Source organism: Paractinoplanes brasiliensis, assembly GCF_004362215.1.
Classification (GTDB): domain Bacteria; phylum Actinomycetota; class Actinomycetes; order Mycobacteriales; family Micromonosporaceae; genus Actinoplanes; species Actinoplanes brasiliensis.
The window spans coordinates 6,854,360-6,875,159 of record NZ_SNWR01000001.1 but is presented as its reverse complement, the minus strand read 5'-3'; the positions used below and the strand labels follow the sequence as shown (position 1 = coordinate 6,875,159).

The following is a 20,800-nucleotide window of genomic DNA, read 5'->3' as shown; positions in this document are numbered from 1 at the left end:
GCGACCATGGAACCACTCGACGAGAAGGAGATCCGGGGCTCCTTCGTCAACTGCAGCAAGGGCGAGGCCGGGCGGATCAAGCTGCCGGCCGGCCCGGTGCCCTGGCATGACCTGGACTTTCTGGGCTGGACCGACCCGGCCGCGCCGTTGCGGGCGCTGCTGGTCGTGCCGGGGCCGGACGGGCCGACCGGCGTTGTGCTGCGCCGGCCCGAGCCGGGCAAGGCCAACTCGCTCCGGTCGAGCATGTGTCAGGTCTGCCTGACCGAGCACGCGGCGACGGGGGTGGCGTTGTTCGTGGCGCCTCTCGCCGGCGCCTCGGGCCGCAACGGCAACACCGTCGGGCAGTACATCTGCTCGGATCTGGCCTGCTCGCTCTATCTGCGGGGCAAGCGCAAGCCGAAGATGCGCCTGGTCAGCCGCGAGGAGACGCTCAGCCTGGACGAGCGGGTCGACCGCGCGATGACCAACCTGAGCGCCTTCACCGACCGGGTCAGGGCCGGCTGATGCCCGCACCGACCGGGACCAAGGCACCCCGTACAAGATCGAGGCCCCGCCCACCCGGCGGGGCCTCGTCAGTTCCAGAGCTTCGACAGGCGCATGAAGGTCTCGTCGTCGCTGTGCCGCGGGATCACACAGGCCAGCTGCCCGCCCGGGAGGCGAAGGATGCGGCACTCGAGCCACTGGTCGACCTGCTCGGCGCCGAGCGCGATCAACCGGGCCGTCTCGGCCTCGACGTCGTCGGTCTCGAAATCGACGTGGTAGCGCGCGTCCCCGTCGATCGCCTGGATCGCGAGCGTCAGCCCGGGCAGGGCCCCGCGCAGACCGGTGAACTGGGGTTCGCCCGGCGGCTGGCGGGTCTCGACGCCCAGCGCTCGCGACCAGAACGAGACAGCGGCGTCGGTCTCGGCGGCGGGCACGTCGATCAGGATGGTGGACAAGCGGCTGCGGTGCGCCATGGGAGTCTCCTCACAGGGACGGGACGGGGTCGAACAGCGCGCTCAGCCGCGGGTAGCGACGGCGGCGCTCGGACGGGTCGCCGAGGTCGAACCGGGGGTCGCTCGGCTCGGGCGACGAGCGGAAGAGCAAGCCGCGGGCCTCGAGCGCGTCGTCGAGGTCGTCGCCGTCGGTGACCTCCTCATACGCCTCGGAGGCGACGTAGTCGAGCAGCTCCCAGTCGGGCCACTCGTCCTCGGCCCAGTCGTCGGGGTCGCGGCCGGCCAGCGCGCGGATCGCCGGCGCCTCGGCCAGTGAGTCGGGATCGGCCACGGCTGCCTCGAAGACCTCGCGGCCCTGCCCGATCAGCCACGCCTGGAAATACCAGAACCCGTCGTCGGACGCGCCGTCACAGACCAGGACCGCGGCGCCCCACAGGTGCCACGTGTCGGCGCGGTCACGCAGGCCGTAGTGCAGGATCTCGAATTCCTCGATCTCGGCCGGGGACAGCCTGGTCAGCTGCCCGGTCAGCCAGTCGGCCCGCTCGTCCTGATTTCTCTGGCGCGCGCTGCGCTCGATCAGCGCCCAGAATCCGTCGAGATCCACGCCGGGAACCTAACCACACCCGTACGACAAGAAAGTCAGCGGAGCAGCCACTCGTCGGAGAGAAGCCCGTAAATGAGGTCGTCGGTCCACTCGCCCTTGATATAGGTCTGCTGCCGCAGCAGTCCCTCGCGGATGAACCCGAGCCGTTCCATCAGCGAGGCCGACGCGACGTTGCGGGAGTCGCACTCCCCCGCCACCTTGTGCAGCCCCTGCAGCCGGAACAGGCGGTCGAGCACGGCGCTCACGGCCTCGCGGGCGTACCCGTGCCGCTGGTGCTCCTTGGCCACGGTGAATCCGATCTCGGCCTGCTGGAGGTTGTCGTGCAGGTGGACCGCGACGTCGCCGACGAGCACGCGGTCGGCGGTGCGCTCCACGGCGTACTGGAACCAGCCCGGCCTGTCGGGATCGGAGGCGATGAAGTTGGCCACGGCGGTCTCGGCCCGCAGCAACGGGAACGGCGCGTCCCACGACTGGTAGCGGGCGACGTCCGGATCCGACCGGTAGGCGGCGAGCACGGGCGCGTCACCCGGGCGGAAGCGCCGCAGGACGAGCCGTTCGGTCGCGATCAGCATTTGCCGAGGATAGGCCGCTCCTCCCGGGACCGTGCCATGGCGCGCGGCCGACAGCAGGAGGCGGACGTCACCCGTTACAGTGACACCTTCTGATTTTCTCCGGGACTGGGGGCGGTCATGCGTCCGGAGCCGTTGCGTCCGACTGATCCGGCTCGGCTGGGCTCGTACGAGCTCGTCGGCCGGCTCGGCGAGGGCGGCATGGGCACCGTCTTCTTGGCGACGACGCCGGCGGGCACGCAGGTGGCGGTCAAGGTCGTACGGGCTGACCTGGCGCCCGACGACGAGTTCCGCCGCCGGTTCCGCAGCGAGGTGGCCCGCGCCCGGCAGGTGCCGCCGTTCTGCACCGCCGAGGTGCTCGACGCCGACCCCGACGCCGATCACCCCTACCTGGTGGTGGAGTACGTCGAGGGTCCCACCCTGCAACAGGTCGTCGACGAGAAGGGCCCGCTCACCGCGGCGAATCTCCACAGTGTCGCGATCGGCGTGGCCACGGCGCTGACCGCTATTCACGGCGCCGGCATCATCCATCGCGATCTCAAGCCGCGCAACGTGCTGCTCGCCCCGGGCACCCCCAAGGTGATCGACTTCGGGATCGCCCGCGACATCGACGGCGCGCACACGGCGAACACGTCCCCCGAGTTCATGATGGGCACGGTGGCGTACATGGCGCCCGAACGCTTCGGCGACGACGACGTGCCGCTGACCGCCGCGGCCGACGTCTTCGCGTGGGGTGGCGTGGTGACGTACGCGGGCACCGGCCGCACCCCGTTCGGCGGCGAGTCCCCACCGGCCACCGCGGGCCGCATCCTCACCCGCGAACCCGACCTGTCCGGCTTGAGCGGCCCCCTGCGCGAGCTCGTGGCCTTGGCGCTGCGCAAGGATCCGGCCGAGCGGCCCTCCGCCCGGGAACTGCTCGACCTGCTGGTCTCGAGCCCGTCCCGGCCGGCCGCCTCGGCCCTCGAGGGCCAACCCGTCCTGCGCGCCGCCGCCAACCAGGCGCAGTCCGTGACCGGTCTGATGCCGAACCCGCCGCGCGAGGAGCCGACCGTTGCCGTGCCGCCACCCCCTCTCCTTTACGACATTTCAGAAGTGCCTGAAGAGGAACGTGCCGACACCGGTGAGCGGAAGCGTCGCTGGTTTCTGCCCGCTGCGGTCGCCCTGCTTGTGCTGACGGTGATCACCGGCGCGATGATGCTGGTCTTCCGCCCCATGATCGAGTCGGCGGCTGCCCCCGCGACACCCCAGACCGAGCCGCCGGCATCGTCAGCCCCGGCCGTCCCGCCCGGCCCGCTGCTGCTCGCCGACGAGCTCGACCGCGAGCGGCTGTGGCTGGCCAAGACCGAACCCGACGGCAAGTCGTCGTGCGTCTTCGTCGAGGGCGAGCTACGCGTCCGCATCGACACCAAGTCGCTCTACAAGTGCCGCGGCCCGCAGGACGCACTGCCCGACGACCTCAGCATCGACGTCGGCGTGCGCCTGCTGACCGGCAACGCCTGCGCGGCGATCTGGTTCCACTTCAAGCTTCCGCGGGGTGGTCACCTCGTACGGGTCTGTCAGGGCAACGTCTTCGTCGGGGCGCACCAGGGCACCGATGTCACCGTGTCCCGCACCCTGCCGCTCGACCAGCCGATCGTGGTGGGCGGCCCGGCGACGCGGATCGGGCTGCACGTCGCCGGCGAGACGGTGACGGTGACCCGGGACGGCGTCGAAATCGGGAACGCGCCGCTGGGCAAGGCCGAGATCAGCGGGAACCGGGTGCTGCTGGGCGTCATTCTCGACCGGGACATGCCCGAGGCGGAGGCGGCCGAGGTCGCGTTCGACCGGATCGAGCTGCGGGGACCGAGCGCGCGCTGATCGAAGAGGCACGGGTTCGAGAACGCCGACACGCCCGGGGCCGAGCACTGAGCGACACGCCCGGCCCCGGGGGACACGTCAGTCCTTGGTCAGGCCGGCGCGGCGCAAAGCGTCGGCCATCGCACCGCCGTTGAAGCTGGTCTGAGGCTGCTGCCGCTGACCGCCTTGCCGCTGACCAGCCTGCCGCTGGCCGCCCTGTCGCTGGCCGCCCTGACGCGGCCGGTCGTCACGGGACTCACGGGGCTCGCGCGGCTTGCGTACGGGCTCGTCCTGCAACCGCATCGTCAGCGAGATCCGCTTGCGCTGCTCGTCGACCTCGACGACCCGCACCTTCACGACGTCGCCCGACTTCACGACCTCGCGCGGGTCCTTCACGAACGTGTTTGACAGCGCCGACACATGCACCAGCCCGTCCTGGTGAACGCCGATGTCGACGAACGCCCCGAAGGCCGCCACGTTGGTCACGACGCCCTCGAGCACCATGCCCGGCTTCAGGTCGGCGATCTTTTCGACGCCCTCGGCGAACGTGGCCGTCGTGAACCCGGGCCGCGGGTCCCGGCCCGGTTTGTCCAGCTCCCGCAGGATGTCGGTGACGGTCAGCACGCCCACGGTGTCGGTGACGAACTGCTCGGGCCGCAGCGCGCGCAGCAGCGGGCTGTTGCCGATCAGCGACTTGATGTCGGTTTTCGCCGAGGCCAGGATCGTGCGGACCACCGGGTACGACTCGGGGTGCACCGCCGACGAGTCGAGCGGGTCGTCGCCGTCCGGGATGCGCAGGAAGCCGGCGCACTGCTCGAACGCCTTGGGGCCGAGCCGGGCCACCTTCTTGATCTCGTTGCGGTTCTTGAACGGGCCGTTCGAGTCGCGGTGCAGCACGATGTTCTCGGCCAGACCGGCCGTGATGCCCGAGACCCGCGAGAGCAGCGGCGCCGAGGCCGTGTTGATGTCGACGCCGACCGCGTTCACACAGTCCTCGACCACCGCGTCGAGCGACTTGGACAGCTTGGACTCGGACAGGTCGTGCTGGTACTGCCCGACGCCGATCGAACGCGGGTCGATCTTCACCAGTTCGGCGAGAGGGTCCTGCAGACGGCGGGCGATCGACACCGCCCCGCGCAGCGACACGTCCATGCCAGGGAGCTCCTGGGCGGCGTACGCGGAAGCGGAGTAGACCGACGCCCCGGCCTCGCTGACCATGACCTTGGTGAGCTTGGCCTCGGGGTGTCGCTTGATCAGCTCCCCGGCGAGCTTGTCGGTCTCGCGGGAGGCGGTGCCGTTGCCGATCGCGATCAGGTCGACGTTGTGCTTGCCGGCCAGCGCGGCGAGCCGGTGGATCGACTCGTCCCAGCGGTTCTGCGGCACGTGCGGGTAGATCACGTCGGTGGCCACGACCTTGCCCGTCGGGTCGACCACGGCCACCTTCACACCCGTACGGAATCCCGGGTCGAGCCCCATGGTGGCGCGCGTCCCGGCCGGCGCGGCGAGCAGCAGGTCCCGCAGGTTGGCGGCGAACACGCGTACGGCCTCGTCCTCGGCGGCCTGCCAGAGCCGTACCCGCAGGTCGGCGCCGAGGTGGATGAGGATCCGGGTGCGCCACGCCCACCGTACGGTGTCGGAAAGCCACTTGTCGCCCGGGCGGCCCTGGTCGGAGACGCCGAACCTGGCGGCGATGCGCGGCTCGAACGTCGACTCGTCCTCGGGTTCCGGTTCCATGGTGAGGTCGAGGACGTCCTCCTTCTCGCCGCGGAACATGGCCAGGATGCGGTGCGACGGGAGTTTCGCGTACGGCTCGGCGAAGTCGAAGTAGTCGGCGAACTTGGCGCCCTCGGTCTGCTTGCCGTCGCGCACCTTGGCGACCAGCCGGCCTCGCGTCCACATGCGTTCCCGCAGCTCACCGATCAGGTCGGCGTCCTCGGCGAACCGCTCGATCAGGATGGCCCGTGCCCCGTCGAGGGCGGCCTGCTCGTCGGCGACCTGCTCGTTGGTGAACGCGGCGGCCTCGGCCCGCGGGTCGAGGTTCGGGTCGGCCAGCAGCTTGTCGGCCAGCGGTTCCAGCCCCGCCTCGCGAGCGATCTGGGCCCGCGTACGCCGCTTCGGCTTGTACGGCAGGTAGATGTCCTCGAGCCGGGCCTTCGACTCGGCGGCCAGGATCGCCTGTTCCAGCGCGTCGTCGAGCTTGCCCTGCGAACGGATCGACTCCAGCACCGCGGCGCGCCGGTCCTCCAGTTCCCGCAGGTAGCCCAGCCGTTCCTCGAGCGTACGGAGCTGGGTGTCGTCGAGGGCGCCGGTCACCTCCTTGCGATACCGGGCGATGAACGGCACCGTGGCCCCGCCGTCGAGCAGATCGACCGCCGCGGTGACCTGGCCCTCCCGGACGCCGAGTTCGGTGGCAATGCGCTGATGGATGGGTGTCGTCACGACGACGATTGTCAACCACGGCCGCACCCGTTGTCCCGCCGCCCCGCGCGAGGTAGCTCTCCGGTGTGGTTGAGCTGCCGGGAACGACCAGTTCATCGCCCTTAACACAAACTCGTCCCCCCACTACGTAGGAGGTACTAGAGACATCTGATCGGGGCTTTGGCAGTCTTGTCACATGACGCTTGTTGTCCGGGCGGTCGCCGCCACCGATCAGGGCCTGGTGCGGTCCAACAACGAGGACTCGGTTTTCGTCGGGAACCGGCTGCTCGTGGTCGCGGACGGCATGGGCGGCCTGCCCGCCGGCGAGCTGGCCAGCGACATCCTCGTGCAGGCGCTCAGCGTCGTCGACACGAGCCCCGACACCGGTGAGCCGCTGCAGGATCTGATCGCCGCGCTCGAGACGGCCAACGGTCGCATCGAGGCCGCCGTTGCCGACGACGACGCCCGCGACGGCATGGGCACCACGGTCACCGCGATCCTGCTCTCGGGCGACCGCGTGGCCGCGCTCAACGTCGGCGATTCCCGCTGCTATCTGGTCCGCGACGGCGAGATGACCCAGCTGACCCGCGACGACACGTACGTGCAGGCCCTGGTCGACCAGGGCGTGCTCACCCCCGCCGACGCCCGCCGCCACCCCCAGCGCGCCCTGGTGACGCAGGCCGTCCAGGGCGGCCCTTACCGCCCCGCGGGCCGCATGATCAGCATCCAGGAGGGTGACCGTTTCCTCCTCTGCAGCGACGGCCTGTCCGATTACGTAGAAGACGCGGTCATCGCCGAAACCCTGCTCACCAACGCCGACCGTAAGACAGCCGCCGCCGAACTCGTCCACCGAACCCTCGAGAACGGCGCCCCCGACAACGTCACAGTCATCGTCGCCGACATAACCCCCGAATAGCGGCATCTCACCCCGTCTCGTCACGGCCGTCCCCGCCGCCGGCTCATGAACATGGCCGGGCATCCTCATTCCGTACGCCTCGTCATCCCCGGCAACCGCACCACCCCGAACCGGAGTCTCGGCAGCGGCCGGCCAGGCGTCCCTCACGGCCGTCCCGAGCCGCCGGCTCATGAACATGGCCGACCACCGAGCGCCGCTCGCCTCACAACCGCCGGGCGTCGTCTTGTTTCGGGGGCTGGTCGAGTCGCCAGTCGGGCGGGTCGGACGGGTGCAACTCCGGGTCGTCGGCGGCGAAGTCCCGTACCGGCCCCGGCGGCGTGTTCGGGCCCTCGAACCGAACCGTGACCCGGCCCCGGCCACTCCCCCACACCCACCCGGCCCCGTGCTCGTCGTGGCGTACGTCCTGGCCCGGCCGCCAATCGGCCCGCGTCGTCCCGTCCCGGTTCGCCGCCTCCCCCTGCTCGGCGGGGAGCACCTGAGGCGGGTCGGTCGCCTCGTGGCCGTCCTCGGAGCCGGATCCCGTCGATGCCAGTGAACCGAACAGATCACCGGCATCCTCGCCGAACAGGTCATCCTGGACGAAATCGCTCAGCGTGCTGACCCCCACCCCGATCAACCGGATCCCCGCGGACGTGTCGACCTCGGCCAGCAGACGCCGGGCGACCTGGGCGACCAGACGCGGGTCGTCGGTGGGCTGAGGCCGGGTCACCGAGCGGGTGATCGTTGTGAAGTCGTGGTGCCGCACCTTGATCGTGATCGTGCGGCCCGACAGACCACCGTTGCGCAGCCGCCCGCCCACCCGAGCCGCGAGCAGATCGATCTCGGCGCCGAGGCGGGCCCGGTCGGTGAGGTCCACGTCGAACGTCTCCTCCGCCGACACCGACTTGGCCTCCCGCTCCCCCACGATCGGCCGGTCGTCGTCCGCGCGGGCCAGCCGATAGAGCCCTGTACCGTGGGCCTGACCGAGCCGCTCGACCAGTTCCGGCAGGGGAACACCGGCCAGGTCACCGATGGTGTGCACGCCGGCCCGGCGAAGCCGCTCCATGGTCGCCGGCCCGACCCCGGGCAGCCTGGTCACCGGCAACGGATGCAGCAACGCCCGCTCCCCACCCGGCGCGGCAACCGTCAACCCGTCCGGCTTGTGCAGGTCAGACCCGATCTTGGCCACCAGCTTGGAACTCCCGACCCCGATGGAGGCAGTCACCCCGCCCGTGGCCTCCGCGATCAGGTCCTTGATCCGCTCCGCCAGGATGGTGACACCCTCGACGGACAGGTCGTGACACCCCGCCGCCGCCAGGTCGACGTAGGCCTCGTCGATCGACACCTGCTCCACCAGTGGCGAGAACTCGCCCAGCAACGCCATGACAACTTCGCTGGTCCGCCGATAGGCCGCAAACCGCGGCGCCAAGAAGGCCGTCCCCGGCGGACACCGGCGCCGCGCCTCCGCAGTCGGCATGGCCGACCGGGCCCCGAACCGCCTGGCCTCGTACGACGCGGTCGACACCACCCCGCGCCCGGCCACCCCGCCCACGATGACCGGCCGCCCCCGCAGGGAGACCTTGTCGCGCTGCTCCACCGCCGCAAACATGGCATCCAGGTCAACGTGGGCAATGCTCGCCTCGCGCCTCAACCCCGCCCCCACGCACGTTCACCGGTCACGCTTCCAGTGTCGTACACGGGTACGACAAGATCGCGCCACAGCACCCACACGCACGCCGGCGTCCATGCCCCACCCACCGCGCACCCGAGCTTCAAGCCGGCCGCTGTCCCGTGACACTCAGCGTGCACGCCGCGTTCTCGTCCGCCGCACGACCCGTGACGCCATCGCCCACATCGCTCCGGACAATCGAGACCCGGGCCTGTCTCCGGGCATGTGCCCAGGCGAAGCCGGCAGAGAGACCGGCGTCCTAGGAGGCTAGGCTGAGTCCTGCCGAGCAGTGTCCCCCCGAAGTGGGGTGTGAGTCGGCGGGTCTGCTGTTGATTACTTTGGTCGATACGTCTGTGGCGGGCCGGATAGCTGACCTACAAGGCATGTGCGGTGATCGAGCCCTTGTTGCCGAGGCCTGGCGTAGGGCAGGTGATCGGTCAACGCGCGATCCACCCGAGGTGTCCACGGCCGCCCGCAGCACGACGGCGAAGCCGAACGGCCCACGCGGCGATCGCCGCGTGGGCCGTTCGAAGGGCTACGGCCTCATGACCAGCGGAAGTACCGTGCGGCCGGCACCCCGAGGCGAGGGTCCAGGCGACCAGCACGCTGAGGTGCAGCAGCGACGGCCACGATCCGCCGTGGCGTCCTGCAGGGCCTGCACTCCGGCGCCGAGTGGGGCGAGGCCGCTGATGGTTGGCAGGGTGTGTTCATGTTCTCGCGGGGCAGCTACAGGTTGCCGGTCAGCACCCCCGCCCCGAATCGACTGCGTAGTCGCGCCGGCGACCAGCCGTGACTGACGCGCCGGTCAACCGATCGGTTGATCGGAAGGGAGGTCGTGCATCGTCCGCAAGGGGCTGAAAAAGATCCACACCGCGCCGAGCAGCGCGCCGATCGTGGCGATCCAGAGCGATTCCCGTACGCCGATGGTGGCGCCCAGCCCACCGCCGATGAGCGCGCCGATCGGGCGGATCCCGTAGTTGACGGTCCGCTTGAAGCCGGACACGACGGCCAGCATGGTGCGGGGTGTGGCGGCCGTCTGCGCGGAGCCGCCGGTGATGTCGAGGATCATCACGCCGAGCGCCCCGAAGAACTCCGCTGACAACAGGGCCGCGAAGACAACCCAGCGCGGCCCGCCCGCCGCCGGCACCAGGATCAGCGGGGCCGGGAAGAGCACGTAGCCGAGGAGCACTGCCGGTCCGAGCCCGATGCGCCGGCTCAGCGGACCGGCGACGACGGCCCCGAGCAGCCCGCCGATGGAGCCCAGCCCGATGATCACGCCGAGGGTGCCCGGGGAGATCTGCAGCTCGGTGGTCACGTACAGGACGAACAGGGCCGCGAAGATGTAGTTGAACAGGTTGAGCGTGGTGGCGCCGAGCAGCAGCGCGCGGAGCACGGCGGAGCGGGCCACGAAGCGTACGCCCGCAAGCATGCCTTTGATCTGGGAGCCGGACGCCGTGGACGGGCCGGGGTCGTCGTCGACGCGGACCCGGGTCAGGAAGAGGGCCGACGCCAGGTAGGTCAGCACGTCGGCGATCAGCGCGATCGGTGCGGTGAGTGTCTGCACGAGCAGGCCGCCGAGGCTGGGACCGGCCACGAACGATGCCGCACGGCTGCCGTTGAGCAGGGTGTTGGCGTCCACGTAGTCCTCGCGGCGCACCAGCGAGGCGAACACACTGGCGTGCGCGACCTCGAACAGCAGCGTGAACAGGCCGGTCAGGAACGCCACCGTGTACAGCACCGGCAGGGTGAGCTGGCCGGCCCACCACAGCAGGGGCACGCAGAGCAGCAGCACGGCCCGGGCCAGATCGGCGACGATCATGATCTGGCGCTTGTCGTGGCGGCGGTCGGCCCAGGCCCCGGCGGGCAGCGAGAGGAACAGGTTGGGCAGCAGCGCGGCCGCGGTCAGATAGCCCATCTGCGCCGGTCCGGCCCCCACTGCCAGGACAGCCAGCAGCGGTACGGCGATCAGCGTGATCTGTTCGCCGACGAGCGAGACGGTCTGCGCCGACCAGTAGCGCCGGAACGCGGCCTCCCGCAGCAGCCGCACCGGGCCGCCCGGTCGGGGCGGAGCGGTGGCCGTCACGAGACCGGGCCTCGGGGGATGGCCAGCTGGATGAGCTGGATGGGGCGGGAACCGGCGGGCCGGGCGGCGGGGTCGGCGGCCCGGTCGTCGAAGCGGGACGCGAGCGCCTCGATCTGCTCGGTGAGCTCCCGCAACTCGGCCGCCGTGACGTGTACGAGCATGTCGCCGAACCCGGCGGCGGCCCGCCACTCGGCCGGCTCGTCGGCCCGGGTCGCCAGATAGTCCTGGGCGCGCTGGGTGAAGACCCCGAGCAGCACGCTGTTGAGCTGGTCGGTGGCGGCGCGCATGGCCGGGTCGTCGGAGTCGTCGTCCCACGAGGTGGTGCGGGCGGTCGCCCGCCACGGCCGTTCCCGCGCGTCGGCGCCGGGCACCCGCTCGGCGAACCCGTACTTGGCGAGCTGCCGCAGGTGGAACGAGCAGTTGGGCACGTTGTCGTCGAGCGCGGCCGCGGCCCGGGTCGCCGTCATCGGGCCCTCGGAGCGCAGAAGCCCGATCAGCCGTACGCGCAAGGGGTGGGCGTAGGCCCGCAGCGTGCGCGGATCGGTGACCTTGAAGTCGTCCGCCATTCCTAGAGCATGCTTTAGAAAGAGTTCTCTAGCAAGTGGATATCAGGGTACGCGGCTCAGGGTGGAGCCAGGGCAGTTCCCGATGCGGCTCGGCACGCCCGCGACGCACCCTTGACGTATCAGGCCGAACGCGCCGTAGAGATGGGGAACAAACGTCATGAACACCGTGCACGACAGCATGTCCCGCCAGGGCCTCATCCGGCCGCGCGAGGGCCGGCTCCTCGCCGGTGTCGTCGCGGGACTGGCCCGCCGCTTCGGGATCGACCCGTGGCTGGCCCGGCTGCTCTTCGTCGTGGTCCTGCTGGCCATCCCGGGCAGCCAGTTCCTGGTCTATCCGATCCTCTGGATCCTGATGCCGTCGGAGAAGACCGAGTTCGTCACCGCGTACCCGCCGGCCGCCTGAGCCTGGAGAACGGCCCGCCTCGCGCGGGCCGTTTCTTCGCCCGCACCACCGCCGCCAGGGCCACCAGCACGACGATCACAAACGGCCAAGCGCCCGCCGACGAGACCGACGAGCTGAGCCACCGCTGCACCACGGCCGCCGCGTTGATCACCGGGTCGGTGCCGGCCAGCCGCAGATTTCCGGCCAGGCGCAGCTCGTACCAGCCGTAGTAGGCCACGTAGAGACCGCACACCACGAGCACGGCGCCGCCGATCCGCGGGACCAGCCCGAGAAGGCCCCGGATCCGGGTGATCATCGAGACCCGTACGAGCGCCACGGCCACCGCTGTCGCGCTCACCACCAGAGCCATCCCTCCCGCGTACGCGAGAAAGAGCAGGACGCCGGAACCCGTGGAACCCGCCCGCAGACTCGACACGACGAGCGCCAGGAAGGGCCCGACGGCGCAGCCCAGCGAGGCCACCGCGTATGCCATTCCGAAGAGCGCTGTCGAGCCGGTCGACCCGGTCAGCACGGGAGCCCGTACGGTGATCGCGGGCAGTGACCGCCCGGCCAGCAGCCACACCCCGAGCGCGGCCAGCCCCAGGCCCAGCACCACGGTCAGCCACGGCAGGCGCGGCTGCAGCGCCCCGGCGATCGGCGTCAGCAGCATGCCGAACGCACCGAACACCACCGCATAGCCGAGCGCCAGCGCCGCACCGGCCTTGAGCGCGCGCCCGACGGCTTGGGCCGGACGCCGTGATTCGGCGGCGACGAGCACGGACAGGTATGCGGGCAGGAGCGCGAACCCGCACGGGTTGACCGCGCCGAGCATGCCGGCGGTCATCGCGAGCAGGAGTTCCCCGCCCACGTCAGGCGACCAGCGCCTTCACCTGGCGGGTGAGCTGCAGATCGTCGAGGTACCCGGTGTGGCGGACCTGACCCGCCCGGTCGAGGACGACGTACAGGCTCTGCTCGGTGATCTTGAATTTCTTCCAGATCTTGCCGGCGCCGTCGTCGAGGTGGGTCACGGCGCCGACCTCGAGATCCTTGACGAACTGGTGCATTTCCCGGTTCCCGCCCATGCCCGCGATGCCGAGGAACGACAGGCGGTCGCCGTATTCCTCGTGCAGGTCACGGACGCTCTGGGCCTCACTGGCGCAGGTCGCGCACCAGGGCGCCCAGAACCACAGGATGGTGGGCTTGCCGGCCAGGGTCGTCGCGTCGAACGCCTTGCCGTCGAGGGTCTTCCCGCTGAACTTCAGCGCGGCCGGAACGGATATTTTCGATTTGTCCGGCGTAGAGGAGCCGCCGGAGGCGGAGCCGGCGGATGAGGAGGAGCCCGGCGATGGGATCCCCGCGGATGAGGATCCACCGGCCGGCTCCACGAACGCCGAGGACTCGGAGGGCTCGCCGCCGCACCCGGCGGCGAGCAGCACCCCTGCCGCCGAGAGCAGAACAGCACGCCTTCTCACTTGGTTGCCGCCTCCGTGAGTCGCAGGGCAAGGGCCGGGCAGACGTTGACGGCCTTGCGTGCGCCGTTCTCGAGCCACGGCGGCAGCGGCGTCTGCGGGAACGCCGGGAAGCCGTTCGCGTCCAGCCGGATGATCTCGGGGGCGACGGCCGAGCAGAGCCCATGGCCGTCGCAGCGCGACCAGTCGACCGCGAGCCGGCGCGCGCCCTGCTCCGCCGTGTAAGGCAGAGGCAGAATCCCCCGTACGCTCTTGCCGCAGCCCTCGCCGTTGGTGTGCGCCTCGACGTCCTTGGCGAAGACCTCGAGCGCGGAGAGCGCGAACCGGGCCGTGCCGTCGGGATGGCTGCACGCGCCACGGCCCTTGACGACACCGGCCGCCTGGCGCACGTTCTCGACGGCGTTGCCGCCCAGCGAGACCAGTGTGACCGCGCGGGCCAGGTCGGGCAGCCCCAACCGGCACGGGCCGCACTGACCGGCCGACTCGCCCGCCAGGTATTGCACGACCTGGGAGACCTCGCCCAGCGGGCAGGTCTTGGAGCCGATCGGGATCAACATGCCGGCCCCGAGCGTGCCGCCCACGGCAGCGAAGCCCTTGCGCGAGATCGTGACGGTCTGCGCGGCCTCGGCAGTGATCCACTTGCCGTGGTAGCCGCCGACGAGCAGGCCCGGGCCGATGTCGGCGCCGCACATGTTCAGCACGTCCATCAGCGGGGTGCCGGTCGGCGCCTCGACCACGGCCGGGTTGGTGGCCGAGCCGCCCACTGTCAGCATGACCGTGCCCGGCTCCTCGGGGATGCCGACCGCGTTGTACTCCCACGGGCCGAGCCGGGCCGCGATCGCCAGCTGCGAGTACGTCTCGGCGTTGGACAGCAGCGTGGGCAGGCCCATCACGCCGTTGTCGCTGGAGCGCACCTTGCGGCCGGGCGGGATGTGGGCCTCGCCGTTGATGCCGCGCACCAGCGCGCCGCCCTCACCCGAGATGAACCGGTGCGGCACGGTGACGATGCGGGTCGGGCAGGGCATACGCCGCTCGGCCAGGGCCGCGGTGATCGAGCTCTGCCCGATGCCGTCGTCAGCGATGCCGATGACGATCTCTTCCGCGTCGAGCGCCGCCGCGGCCAGCGCGGCGCCGTCGAGGATCAGGTGCGGCCCCCGGGTGAGCACCGCCTTGTCCTTCCACGACGGCGGCTCGCCCTCGGTCGCGTTGACCACGATCACCGGCGGCAGCTCCTGCCGGCGGCACGAGTCGAGCACGGCGCGAACCTTGCGGGCGAACGGGAAACCCGCCCCGCCGCGCCCGCGCAGCTCGATGCGGTCCGCCAGGCCGATCAGCTCGCCGGAGGACAGGGCCGCGAACCCGCCGTGCACCTCCTGGTGCGCGATCAGGTCGAGACGGCCGTACTCGTCGAAGCCCGCGGTGATCCGCGGCGTGCCGATCGCGGTGACCGGCGGAACCTGCGACGCGCTCAATTCGCTTCCCCTCGCAGCTGCGACCAGTAACCGTCGTCAGCCTCGTCCGCCACCCTGCCGCGTCCAGCACGGCGGGCGGCCCTGCCCGCCGGGACGCGTCCGGAATCCTGCTGCTCGCGCAGAGCACGCCGCGACGCCATGTCGACCAACGTCGGCGTCTCGTCGGGCTCGAGGTCCTCGGCGTTGCCGAGGTCGGCAAAACCGCTGCGGCTGTGCCGCCCTGAGTCGGCGCCGAAGATGTCTGCGCCCCGGTCGCGCCGAGCCCGGGGCGCATCCTCGGTCTCCCGGTCGTAACGGGATTCCGAGCGCGACCGGCGTGGCGGCGGTGTGTCGTCGTCGTAGCGCCCGCGCTGGCGGGGCACCTCGTCGTAGCCGTCGGCATAGCGGCTGGAGCGCGGCGGCTCCTCGTAGAGCGGCATGTCACCCCGGCGGCGCGAGCGCGGCGGCTCGTCGTCCTCGTCGGCGTAGCGGCGGCGCCGCGGGGCCGGCGCGTCCTCGAAAGCGGGCTCCGGGTAGCCGTTCATCTCGACACGCCGCATACGGGCGCTGGTGTCGTCCATCTCGACGCGCCGCATGCGGGTCTGAGTGTCGTCCATGCCGTCCATCTCGACCCGGCGCATCCGCGTCTGCGTGTCCTCGAAGCCGGGACGACGCATCCGGGCCGACGTGTCCTCGAGCTCCGGCCGGCGCATCCGGGCGCCGGTGTCGTCCATCTCGACCCGCCGCATCCGCGTCTGCGTGTCCTCGAAGCCGTCCATCTCGACCCGGCGCATCCGGGCCGACGTGTCCTCGAGCTCGGGGCGGCGCATCCGGGTGGACGTGTCCTCTCCCGGGTAGCGACGACCGCGCGGCTCGTCGAACTCGATCTCGTCCTCGACCCGGCGGCCACGCCCGCGGCGCGCCTCCTGGTCGTAGCCCGGCATCATGCCGGTGGGCTCGTCGAACGTCTCCTCGGGCCGGGCCCGGCGCTGACGCGGGGCGACCAGGTCGTCGGCGGGAGGCGGGGCGACGGGCGGGGCCGTGATCGCGGCCGGCTGGAACGTGTCGACCACAGCGACCGGGCCGAGACGCTCGGGCTCGACGGCGGCGGCCCGCTCCCGGCGGCCGGGACGCTTCATCGCCGGCGAGCTGGTGGGCACCAGCGAGCCGACCGGCTTCATGCCGCCCGACGCGGCGGTCGAGGCGAAGTCCTTACGGCGGTTGAGCGAGACCGAGAGGCGCACGGCCAGGCCGACCAGCACGCCCAGCACACAGACGACGTAGCTGACGATGACCCAGGTGGCGGCGGGCCGGCCGGCGCCGAGACCGTGCATCAGGGCGATCGGCCACATCAGGTAGGAGATCGAGTGGATGCCCCGCCACATCCAGGGGCTGCCCCGGCCGATGAACCGGGAGCGGGCGATACCGGTCCACATCACCAGGATCATGATCATGCCGGACATCGTGCCGAAGCCGACGTAGACCTTGTTGTCACCGGGGTAGAGGAACGGGATGAACACGTCGATCAGCGAGGCGTGATTCTCGGTGACCTTGGTCCAGACGTGCACGAAGAGCGAGGCGACCGCGATGACACCGGTCGTGCGGTGGGCGGACTGCAGAAGTACGCGTTGACGGATCGAGAGCACCAGCCGGTCGGTGGAGACCAGGCCGATCATGATCGTGATGGAGAGCGACACGAGCGTCAGCACGCCCATGTAGAACTCCGCGTACATGAAGAAATACACATAGCCGATGCGACCGGGCTTGGTCATCATGGCGACCGCCCAGATGGCGGCGATCACGCTTACGGCAAGGACCGCCACCGCCCCTTTGGAGGGCTCGCGCGTTCCGGTAGCTCCGACGTCGACGGCCACACGATTGGTGGATCGCTCGTTGTTCTTCGTCCGGGCCATAACTCCTCGTTCTCCGCAGCGGTCACGTCCCGTGGGCGGTGGGACGCAGGCATCCGTGGGGAATGCCCCCTGCATCACGTTGGTGCCGGGCAGCGATCGGCATCGGCCGGTCCCTGCCCATCCCCCAACTACGTGCGGCGAGCGGGTTCGGATGAACGCCGGACGGTTCTTTTGTCGCCTACTTTCCAGCCGGACCACCCAGATGGCCTCTGACCTGGGCAGACACACCGAAGAAACGAGGACTTGAGCAAAAAATAAGGCGTCACGACACAGTGACCCAGCGCACCCGGTGAACCTTTCGGCCCTCCGCTGCGAACCATCACCCGTGACCCCAGTCATGAAGGAGATGATCGGCATGCGACGGTGGGCCCGCGGGGGGACTCGGATCGGCGCTGTCCTGGTCGTGGTGGCGACGCTGGCCTGGGCCTCGCCGGCGCTGGCCGACGTGCCGGGGTTCGAGGTCGAGGTCGGGCAGTCGCCCGGGACGTTCACGACCGGCAAGGACGCCCGGACACTCACCGCCGTCGCCTCCACCGATCGCGGCCGCCGCTGCCTCAAGGTGCGGTGGGCCCTGAGCATCGAGACCGAGGGCGTCAGCCTCGACCAGGTGCGGGTCACCCGCGTCGAGAACGGGCGGTCCTTCGACGTACGCGCCGGCGTGCGCGACGAGACGGCGACCGTGGTCGACGAGCAACCCGACCCGGGGCAGCTCTGCCAGGGGCGTACGGTGACCGGTCGCTGGGACATCGCGTTCACCGGGCCCGACAACGGCGAGGTGACCTTCCTGGCGCAGGCCTTCGACGCCGCCGGCCGCCTGCTCAGCTCGGCCGGCGCCCAGTCGCGGGTGGTCGGCCCGGTCGCGGCCGAGCCGACCAGGAGCCCGTCGCCGACCCCGTCGGCCGTTCCCACCGAGGACGCCCCGGTCGAGGACGAGGAGCCGGCCGACGAGGCGGCGCCGGCCGGTGTGGAGCCCACCGGCACCGGCACGGCCGCTTTCGACCCGGCCGCGAGCAGCTCGAACGTGCTGGGCGTGGGGCTGGCCGTCGGTGCCCTGCTGGTGTTCCTGGGCGTCGGCATGTTGCTGCGGTTGCGCATGCGCAACCGGCAGCAGCCGGCCTGGCAGACCGAGACCCAGGCCCTGCCCACCGGGTTCGAGAGCATGCCGCGCCGGCGGCGGACTTAAGAGAATCCTGTAATTGCGTTCCACTGCCTTTAAGGTCCCCACGGCCTGCTCACGATAGGTTTGTTCACCTAGCGCCTCCGACTCGTCACGTTCGGCACATCGCCGCAACCGGGTTCCGGGCCGGCCGGGGCGGGCACCCCGGCCGCGGCACGAAAAGGCGACCGGCTCAGCGCGTGGGGCGCGAGCCGGTCGCCACCGCGCAGAACAGGACGTCAGACGCTGCGCTCCACGCGGATCACGACGGCGGTGGCGTTGTCGCGGCCTCCCGCGGTCAGGGTGTCGTCGAGCAGGGTGTGCACCGCGGCGCCGGGGTCGTCGGTGGCCAGCACCCGGGTCAGGCGCTCGTAGGTCAGCTGGTCGGAGACCCCGTCGGTGCAGAGCAGATAGACGTCGCCGGGCTGCAACGTGACGTTGAGCAGGTCGGGCTCGGGCGCGTCGGGGTGACCGGCGTAGCGGGTCAGGCGGTAACGGGCGGCCAGCGCGTCGGCCGAGTCGTACGCGAACCAGCCGTGCAGCACGCCCAGCCAGGCAATGGTGTGGTCGACGGTCAGCAGGTCGAGCATTCCCTCGCGCAGCCGGTAGGCCCGGGAGTCGCCCAGCTGCACGATCCAGGCCGACGCGTCCCCGGCGGCGACCAGGGCGGTCAGAGTGCAGCCGGTCAGGTCGTCCAGGGTGCGGCCGGCCCGGCGTACGGCGTCCTGGGCCTGGAAGACCGCGGCCCGCAGCGCGGCGGCGGCGTCACCCACCGCCGCCTCGCGCACGAAGACCTCGACGGCCGTGCTGCCCGCGATCGTGCTGCCCGGCCCGTCGCCCATGCCGTCGGCCACCACCGCCAGCGGTCCGCCCGGGTCGAGGTGCACCACGTCGTAGTTGCTGTCGTAACGCTCCCCCACGACACTTCCGGCCGCCGCGGTGAGGCGACGGCCGGAATGGGTCCAGGCGACCTTGGTGATCTCCACCTGTTCTTTGTAATACACCGGGCCCCGCTCCTCGTGGGTTAGAGCGGGGCCCGGCGGTCCTATTTACCCGTCAGGAGAGCGGCGGGTAAGCGTTGGCCATCAGCTCGCGGAACTGGGCCGAGAACCAGGCGCCGGAGATCGGCGCGTCCGGCAGGGCCCCGCTCATGCTGTTGCCGTTGCGGGCGTTACCGGTGTAGGTCGGGTCGCACATCCGGTCGAAACCCTTGCCCTCGTCGTTCGGGATCAGCTTGGACGAGCCGTCCGACTCACCCGGGGGCTTGACCCAGACGTACGCGTCGATGCCGCTGGCCGGGGCCGCGGTCGGGCGCTCGCCCAGACCCGCTCCGGCCTGGTTGCACCAGTTGCCGGCGTGGATCCGGCGGTCGATGCGCGACTCGTTGACGAAGGTGTCGATGACGGTCGAGCTGCTGGCCGCGGTCGGGCGGGCAGAGCCGCCCCAGCCGTTGCGGCTGGTGTCGATCAGCATGCCGATGTTGGAGTTGAAGCCCAGCGAGACCAGCTGCTGACGGAACGCCTGGGCGAAGGTCAGCTCGTCGGTGTACTGGTTCCAGTCGATCCACTTCGACTGCCGGACGCTCTGGCCACCGACCTGGGTGGTCGGCTGCACGAACGGCTCCCGCAGCGCGGAGTAGTTCGCCGTGTTGGTGATGAAGCCCTGCACGTTGTTGACGCTGCCGGAGGCGCGGGCGGCCTCGAGCATGATCTCGGCGGAGGGACGCATGTTGGTGTCCCAGCCGATCCAGCCGTGGTGCGCGGCGTCGACGTAGTTGTAGGTGTTGCCGAGTGCGCCGAGCTTGTTCAGCGCGTAGCCGACACCCTGCACGTACCCGCCGTTGGCCTTCATCGTGTCGCAGGTCGCCGTGCCGCCGGCCTGACCGGAGGTGTTGGTGACCAGGTTGGGCAGGGAGTCGATCTCGACGATGTTGATGATCCGCAGGCTGCGGTACTTCGCGTCGGCCTGGATGGCCGCGATCGGGTCGATGTACTCGGCCTTGTAGCGGGGCAGCTCGTCCGGGCCCAGCTCACCGTTGGAGGCCAGCGCGGAACAGTCCCGGCCGGGCAGGTTGTAGATCACGAACTGGATGTAGCCGGCGCCCTGAGCGAGGGCCGCGTCCAGGTGATCCCGTACGCCCATCGAGCCGTTGGAGCTGCTGTCGTCGGTGCCCTCGATCGCGGCGATCCGGTCGAGCCACACCGCGGTCGGATTGTTCGAGACCCGGTTGCCGCCGGGCTCGGCCTCGGCCTTGGCCTTCCACTCCGGGTTGACGTAGCCCTTCGCCCCCGCGTACGGGTTGTCGACCTTGGTGCCGGCCGGCGGCGGGCTGGTCGGCGGGCTCGTGGGCGGGCTCGTCGGCGGCGAGGTCGGCGGGCTGGTAGGCGGCGAGGTCGGCGGGGTCGTCGGGCCGGTCGTGCCGGTGCAGGCCACGCCGTTCAGCGAGAACGTCGTGGGGTTGGCGTTCGTGCCCGAGTAGCTGGCGTTGAAGCCGAAGTTCGCGCTGCCGTTGGTCGGGAGTGACGCCGACCAGGACGGGTTGGTCGCCGTGACGTTCTGGCCGGACTGGGTGATCGTCGCGCTCCAGCCCTGGGTGATCTGCTGGTTCCCCGCGAACGACCAGGTCAGACGCCAGCCGCCGGAGATCGGGTCACCCAGGTTGGTCACGTTGACCGTGCCGGTGAAGCCGTTGCTCCAGCTGTTGGCGGAATAGTCGACCCGGCAGCCGGCCGCGGCGCTCGCACTGGTGGCGGCGAAGATGCCGACCCCAGTGACGAGCGATGCGGCGGCGGCCGCGGTCAGACCGCGGATGAGGACAGGTCTCATGTGGTGGCTCCTCGAGACATGCGGCGGC

General features: G+C 70.9%; 18 protein-coding genes. 5 read left to right on the top strand and 13 right to left on the bottom strand.

Annotated elements, in window-relative coordinates:
* Positions 1–6 precede the first annotated feature (6 nt).
* Complete coding sequence (locus tag C8E87_RS30695) at positions 7–504, top strand: FBP domain-containing protein (RefSeq protein ID WP_133876303.1); 498 nt, start codon at positions 7–9, stop codon at positions 502–504.
* Between the two features lie 68 nt (positions 505–572).
* Here the strand turns inward: C8E87_RS30695 and C8E87_RS30690 are convergent, their stop codons facing one another.
* Genes C8E87_RS30690 through C8E87_RS30680 form a run of 3 tightly spaced genes read right to left on the bottom strand, consistent with a single transcriptional unit; the run spans position 573 to position 2,111 of the window.
* Entirely contained in the window at positions 573–956 is a 384-nt protein-coding gene (locus C8E87_RS30690) for a VOC family protein (protein WP_133876302.1), read from the bottom strand.
* A gap of 10 nt (positions 957–966) precedes the next feature.
* Complete coding sequence (locus tag C8E87_RS30685) at positions 967–1,539, bottom strand: DUF4240 domain-containing protein (RefSeq protein ID WP_133876301.1); 573 nt, start codon at positions 1,537–1,539, stop codon at positions 967–969.
* Positions 1,540–1,574: 35 nt separating this feature from the next.
* A complete protein-coding gene (locus C8E87_RS30680) occupies positions 1,575–2,111 on the bottom strand; it encodes a GNAT family N-acetyltransferase (protein ID WP_133876300.1) in 537 nt (178 codons plus the stop codon).
* Positions 2,112–2,228: 117 nt separating this feature from the next.
* Between C8E87_RS30680 and C8E87_RS30675 the strand changes: the two genes are divergently transcribed.
* Complete coding sequence (locus C8E87_RS30675) at positions 2,229–3,965, top strand: serine/threonine protein kinase (RefSeq protein ID WP_133876299.1); 1,737 nt, start codon at positions 2,229–2,231, stop codon at positions 3,963–3,965.
* A 78-nt stretch (positions 3,966–4,043) separates the two neighbouring features.
* Here the strand turns inward: C8E87_RS30675 and C8E87_RS30670 are convergent, their stop codons facing one another.
* Positions 4,044–6,383, bottom strand: coding sequence for a Tex family protein (locus tag C8E87_RS30670; protein ID WP_239080314.1), 2,340 nt, complete (start codon positions 6,381–6,383; stop codon positions 4,044–4,046).
* Between the two features lie 175 nt (positions 6,384–6,558).
* Here C8E87_RS30670 and C8E87_RS30665 point away from each other — a divergent pair, with 175 nt between their 5' ends.
* Positions 6,559–7,278, top strand: a complete 720-nt coding sequence (locus tag C8E87_RS30665; RefSeq protein ID WP_133876297.1) for a PP2C family protein-serine/threonine phosphatase — start codon at positions 6,559–6,561, stop codon at positions 7,276–7,278.
* Between the two features lie 202 nt (positions 7,279–7,480).
* Here C8E87_RS30665 and C8E87_RS30660 read toward each other — a convergent pair whose 3' ends face one another.
* The 3 genes from C8E87_RS30660 to C8E87_RS30650 form a co-directional block, all read right to left on the bottom strand.
* On the bottom strand, positions 7,481–8,920 hold the full coding sequence (locus C8E87_RS30660) for a DNA polymerase IV (protein ID WP_275409090.1): 1,440 nt from the start codon (positions 8,918–8,920) through the stop codon (positions 7,481–7,483).
* 811 nt (positions 8,921–9,731) lie between these two features.
* Complete coding sequence (locus C8E87_RS30655) at positions 9,732–11,009, bottom strand: MFS transporter (protein ID WP_133876295.1); 1,278 nt, start codon at positions 11,007–11,009, stop codon at positions 9,732–9,734.
* Complete coding sequence (locus tag C8E87_RS30650) at positions 11,006–11,575, bottom strand: winged helix-turn-helix domain-containing protein (RefSeq protein ID WP_133876294.1); 570 nt, start codon at positions 11,573–11,575, stop codon at positions 11,006–11,008. Before C8E87_RS30650 ends, C8E87_RS30655 begins: the two co-directional genes overlap by 4 nt.
* Before the next feature lie 157 nt (positions 11,576–11,732).
* Between C8E87_RS30650 and C8E87_RS30645 the strand changes: the two genes are divergently transcribed.
* Entirely contained in the window at positions 11,733–11,978 is a 246-nt protein-coding gene (locus C8E87_RS30645; protein ID WP_133876293.1) for a PspC domain-containing protein, read from the top strand.
* Here the strand turns inward: C8E87_RS30645 and C8E87_RS30640 are convergent.
* The 4 genes from C8E87_RS30640 to C8E87_RS30625 are packed head-to-tail and all read right to left on the bottom strand — an operon-like array spanning position 11,953 to position 16,790.
* Entirely contained in the window at positions 11,953–12,825 is an 873-nt protein-coding gene (locus C8E87_RS30640; protein WP_239080312.1) for a cytochrome c biogenesis CcdA family protein, read from the bottom strand. The two genes, C8E87_RS30645 and C8E87_RS30640, sit on opposite strands and share 26 nt — an antisense overlap.
* Position 12,826: 1 nt before the next feature.
* Positions 12,827–13,429 (bottom strand): TlpA family protein disulfide reductase, encoded by a 603-nt coding sequence (locus C8E87_RS30635; protein ID WP_239080311.1) that lies wholly within the window; start codon positions 13,427–13,429, stop codon positions 12,827–12,829.
* Positions 13,426–14,898: an NADH-quinone oxidoreductase subunit NuoF family protein gene (locus C8E87_RS30630; RefSeq protein WP_133876292.1), complete on the bottom strand. Its 1,473-nt coding sequence runs from the start codon at positions 14,896–14,898 to the stop codon at positions 13,426–13,428. Before C8E87_RS30630 ends, C8E87_RS30635 begins: the two co-directional genes overlap by 4 nt.
* A complete protein-coding gene (locus C8E87_RS30625) occupies positions 14,895–16,790 on the bottom strand; it encodes a translation initiation factor III (RefSeq protein ID WP_133876291.1) in 1,896 nt (631 codons plus the stop codon). Before C8E87_RS30625 ends, C8E87_RS30630 begins: the two co-directional genes overlap by 4 nt.
* A 355-nt stretch (positions 16,791–17,145) precedes the next feature.
* On the opposite strand from C8E87_RS30625, the gene C8E87_RS30620 reads away from it, so the two are divergent.
* The gene (locus C8E87_RS30620; RefSeq protein ID WP_133876290.1) at positions 17,146–17,973 is read left to right on the top strand and encodes a hypothetical protein; all 828 of its coding nucleotides are present in this window, start codon (positions 17,146–17,148) and stop codon (positions 17,971–17,973) included.
* A 212-nt stretch (positions 17,974–18,185) separates the two neighbouring features.
* Here C8E87_RS30620 and C8E87_RS30615 read toward each other — a convergent pair whose 3' ends face one another.
* Entirely contained in the window at positions 18,186–18,950 is a 765-nt protein-coding gene (locus C8E87_RS30615) for a PP2C family protein-serine/threonine phosphatase (RefSeq protein ID WP_239080310.1), read from the bottom strand.
* A gap of 52 nt (positions 18,951–19,002) precedes the next feature.
* Positions 19,003–20,772 carry a glycoside hydrolase family 6 protein gene (locus tag C8E87_RS30610; RefSeq protein WP_133876289.1) on the bottom strand — a complete coding sequence of 590 codons (1,770 nt, stop codon included), beginning with the start codon at positions 20,770–20,772 and terminating at the stop codon, positions 19,003–19,005.
* Positions 20,773–20,800 lie beyond the last annotated feature (28 nt).

Bases quoted from the DNA above. Each gene is read 5' to 3' on its own strand.
- C8E87_RS30675 (WP_133876299.1), top strand. From the start codon at position 2,229: ATGCGTCCGGAGCCGTTGCGTCCGACTGATCCGGCTCGGCTGGGCTCG.
- C8E87_RS30690 (WP_133876302.1), bottom strand. From the start codon at position 956: ATGGCGCACCGCAGCCGCTTGTCCACCATCCTGATCGACGTGCCCGCC.
- C8E87_RS30610 (WP_133876289.1), bottom strand. From the start codon at position 20,772: ATGAGACCTGTCCTCATCCGCGGTCTGACCGCGGCCGCCGCCGCATCG.
- C8E87_RS30625 (WP_133876291.1), bottom strand. From the start codon at position 16,790: ATGGCCCGGACGAAGAACAACGAGCGATCCACCAATCGTGTGGCCGTC.
- C8E87_RS30650 (WP_133876294.1), bottom strand. From the start codon at position 11,575: ATGGCGGACGACTTCAAGGTCACCGATCCGCGCACGCTGCGGGCCTAC.
- C8E87_RS30680 (WP_133876300.1), bottom strand. From the start codon at position 2,111: ATGCTGATCGCGACCGAACGGCTCGTCCTGCGGCGCTTCCGCCCGGGT.
- C8E87_RS30620 (WP_133876290.1), top strand. From the start codon at position 17,146: ATGCGACGGTGGGCCCGCGGGGGGACTCGGATCGGCGCTGTCCTGGTC.
- C8E87_RS30665 (WP_133876297.1), top strand. From the start codon at position 6,559: ATGACGCTTGTTGTCCGGGCGGTCGCCGCCACCGATCAGGGCCTGGTG.
- C8E87_RS30695 (WP_133876303.1), top strand. From the start codon at position 7: ATGGAACCACTCGACGAGAAGGAGATCCGGGGCTCCTTCGTCAACTGC.
- C8E87_RS30645 (WP_133876293.1), top strand. From the start codon at position 11,733: ATGAACACCGTGCACGACAGCATGTCCCGCCAGGGCCTCATCCGGCCG.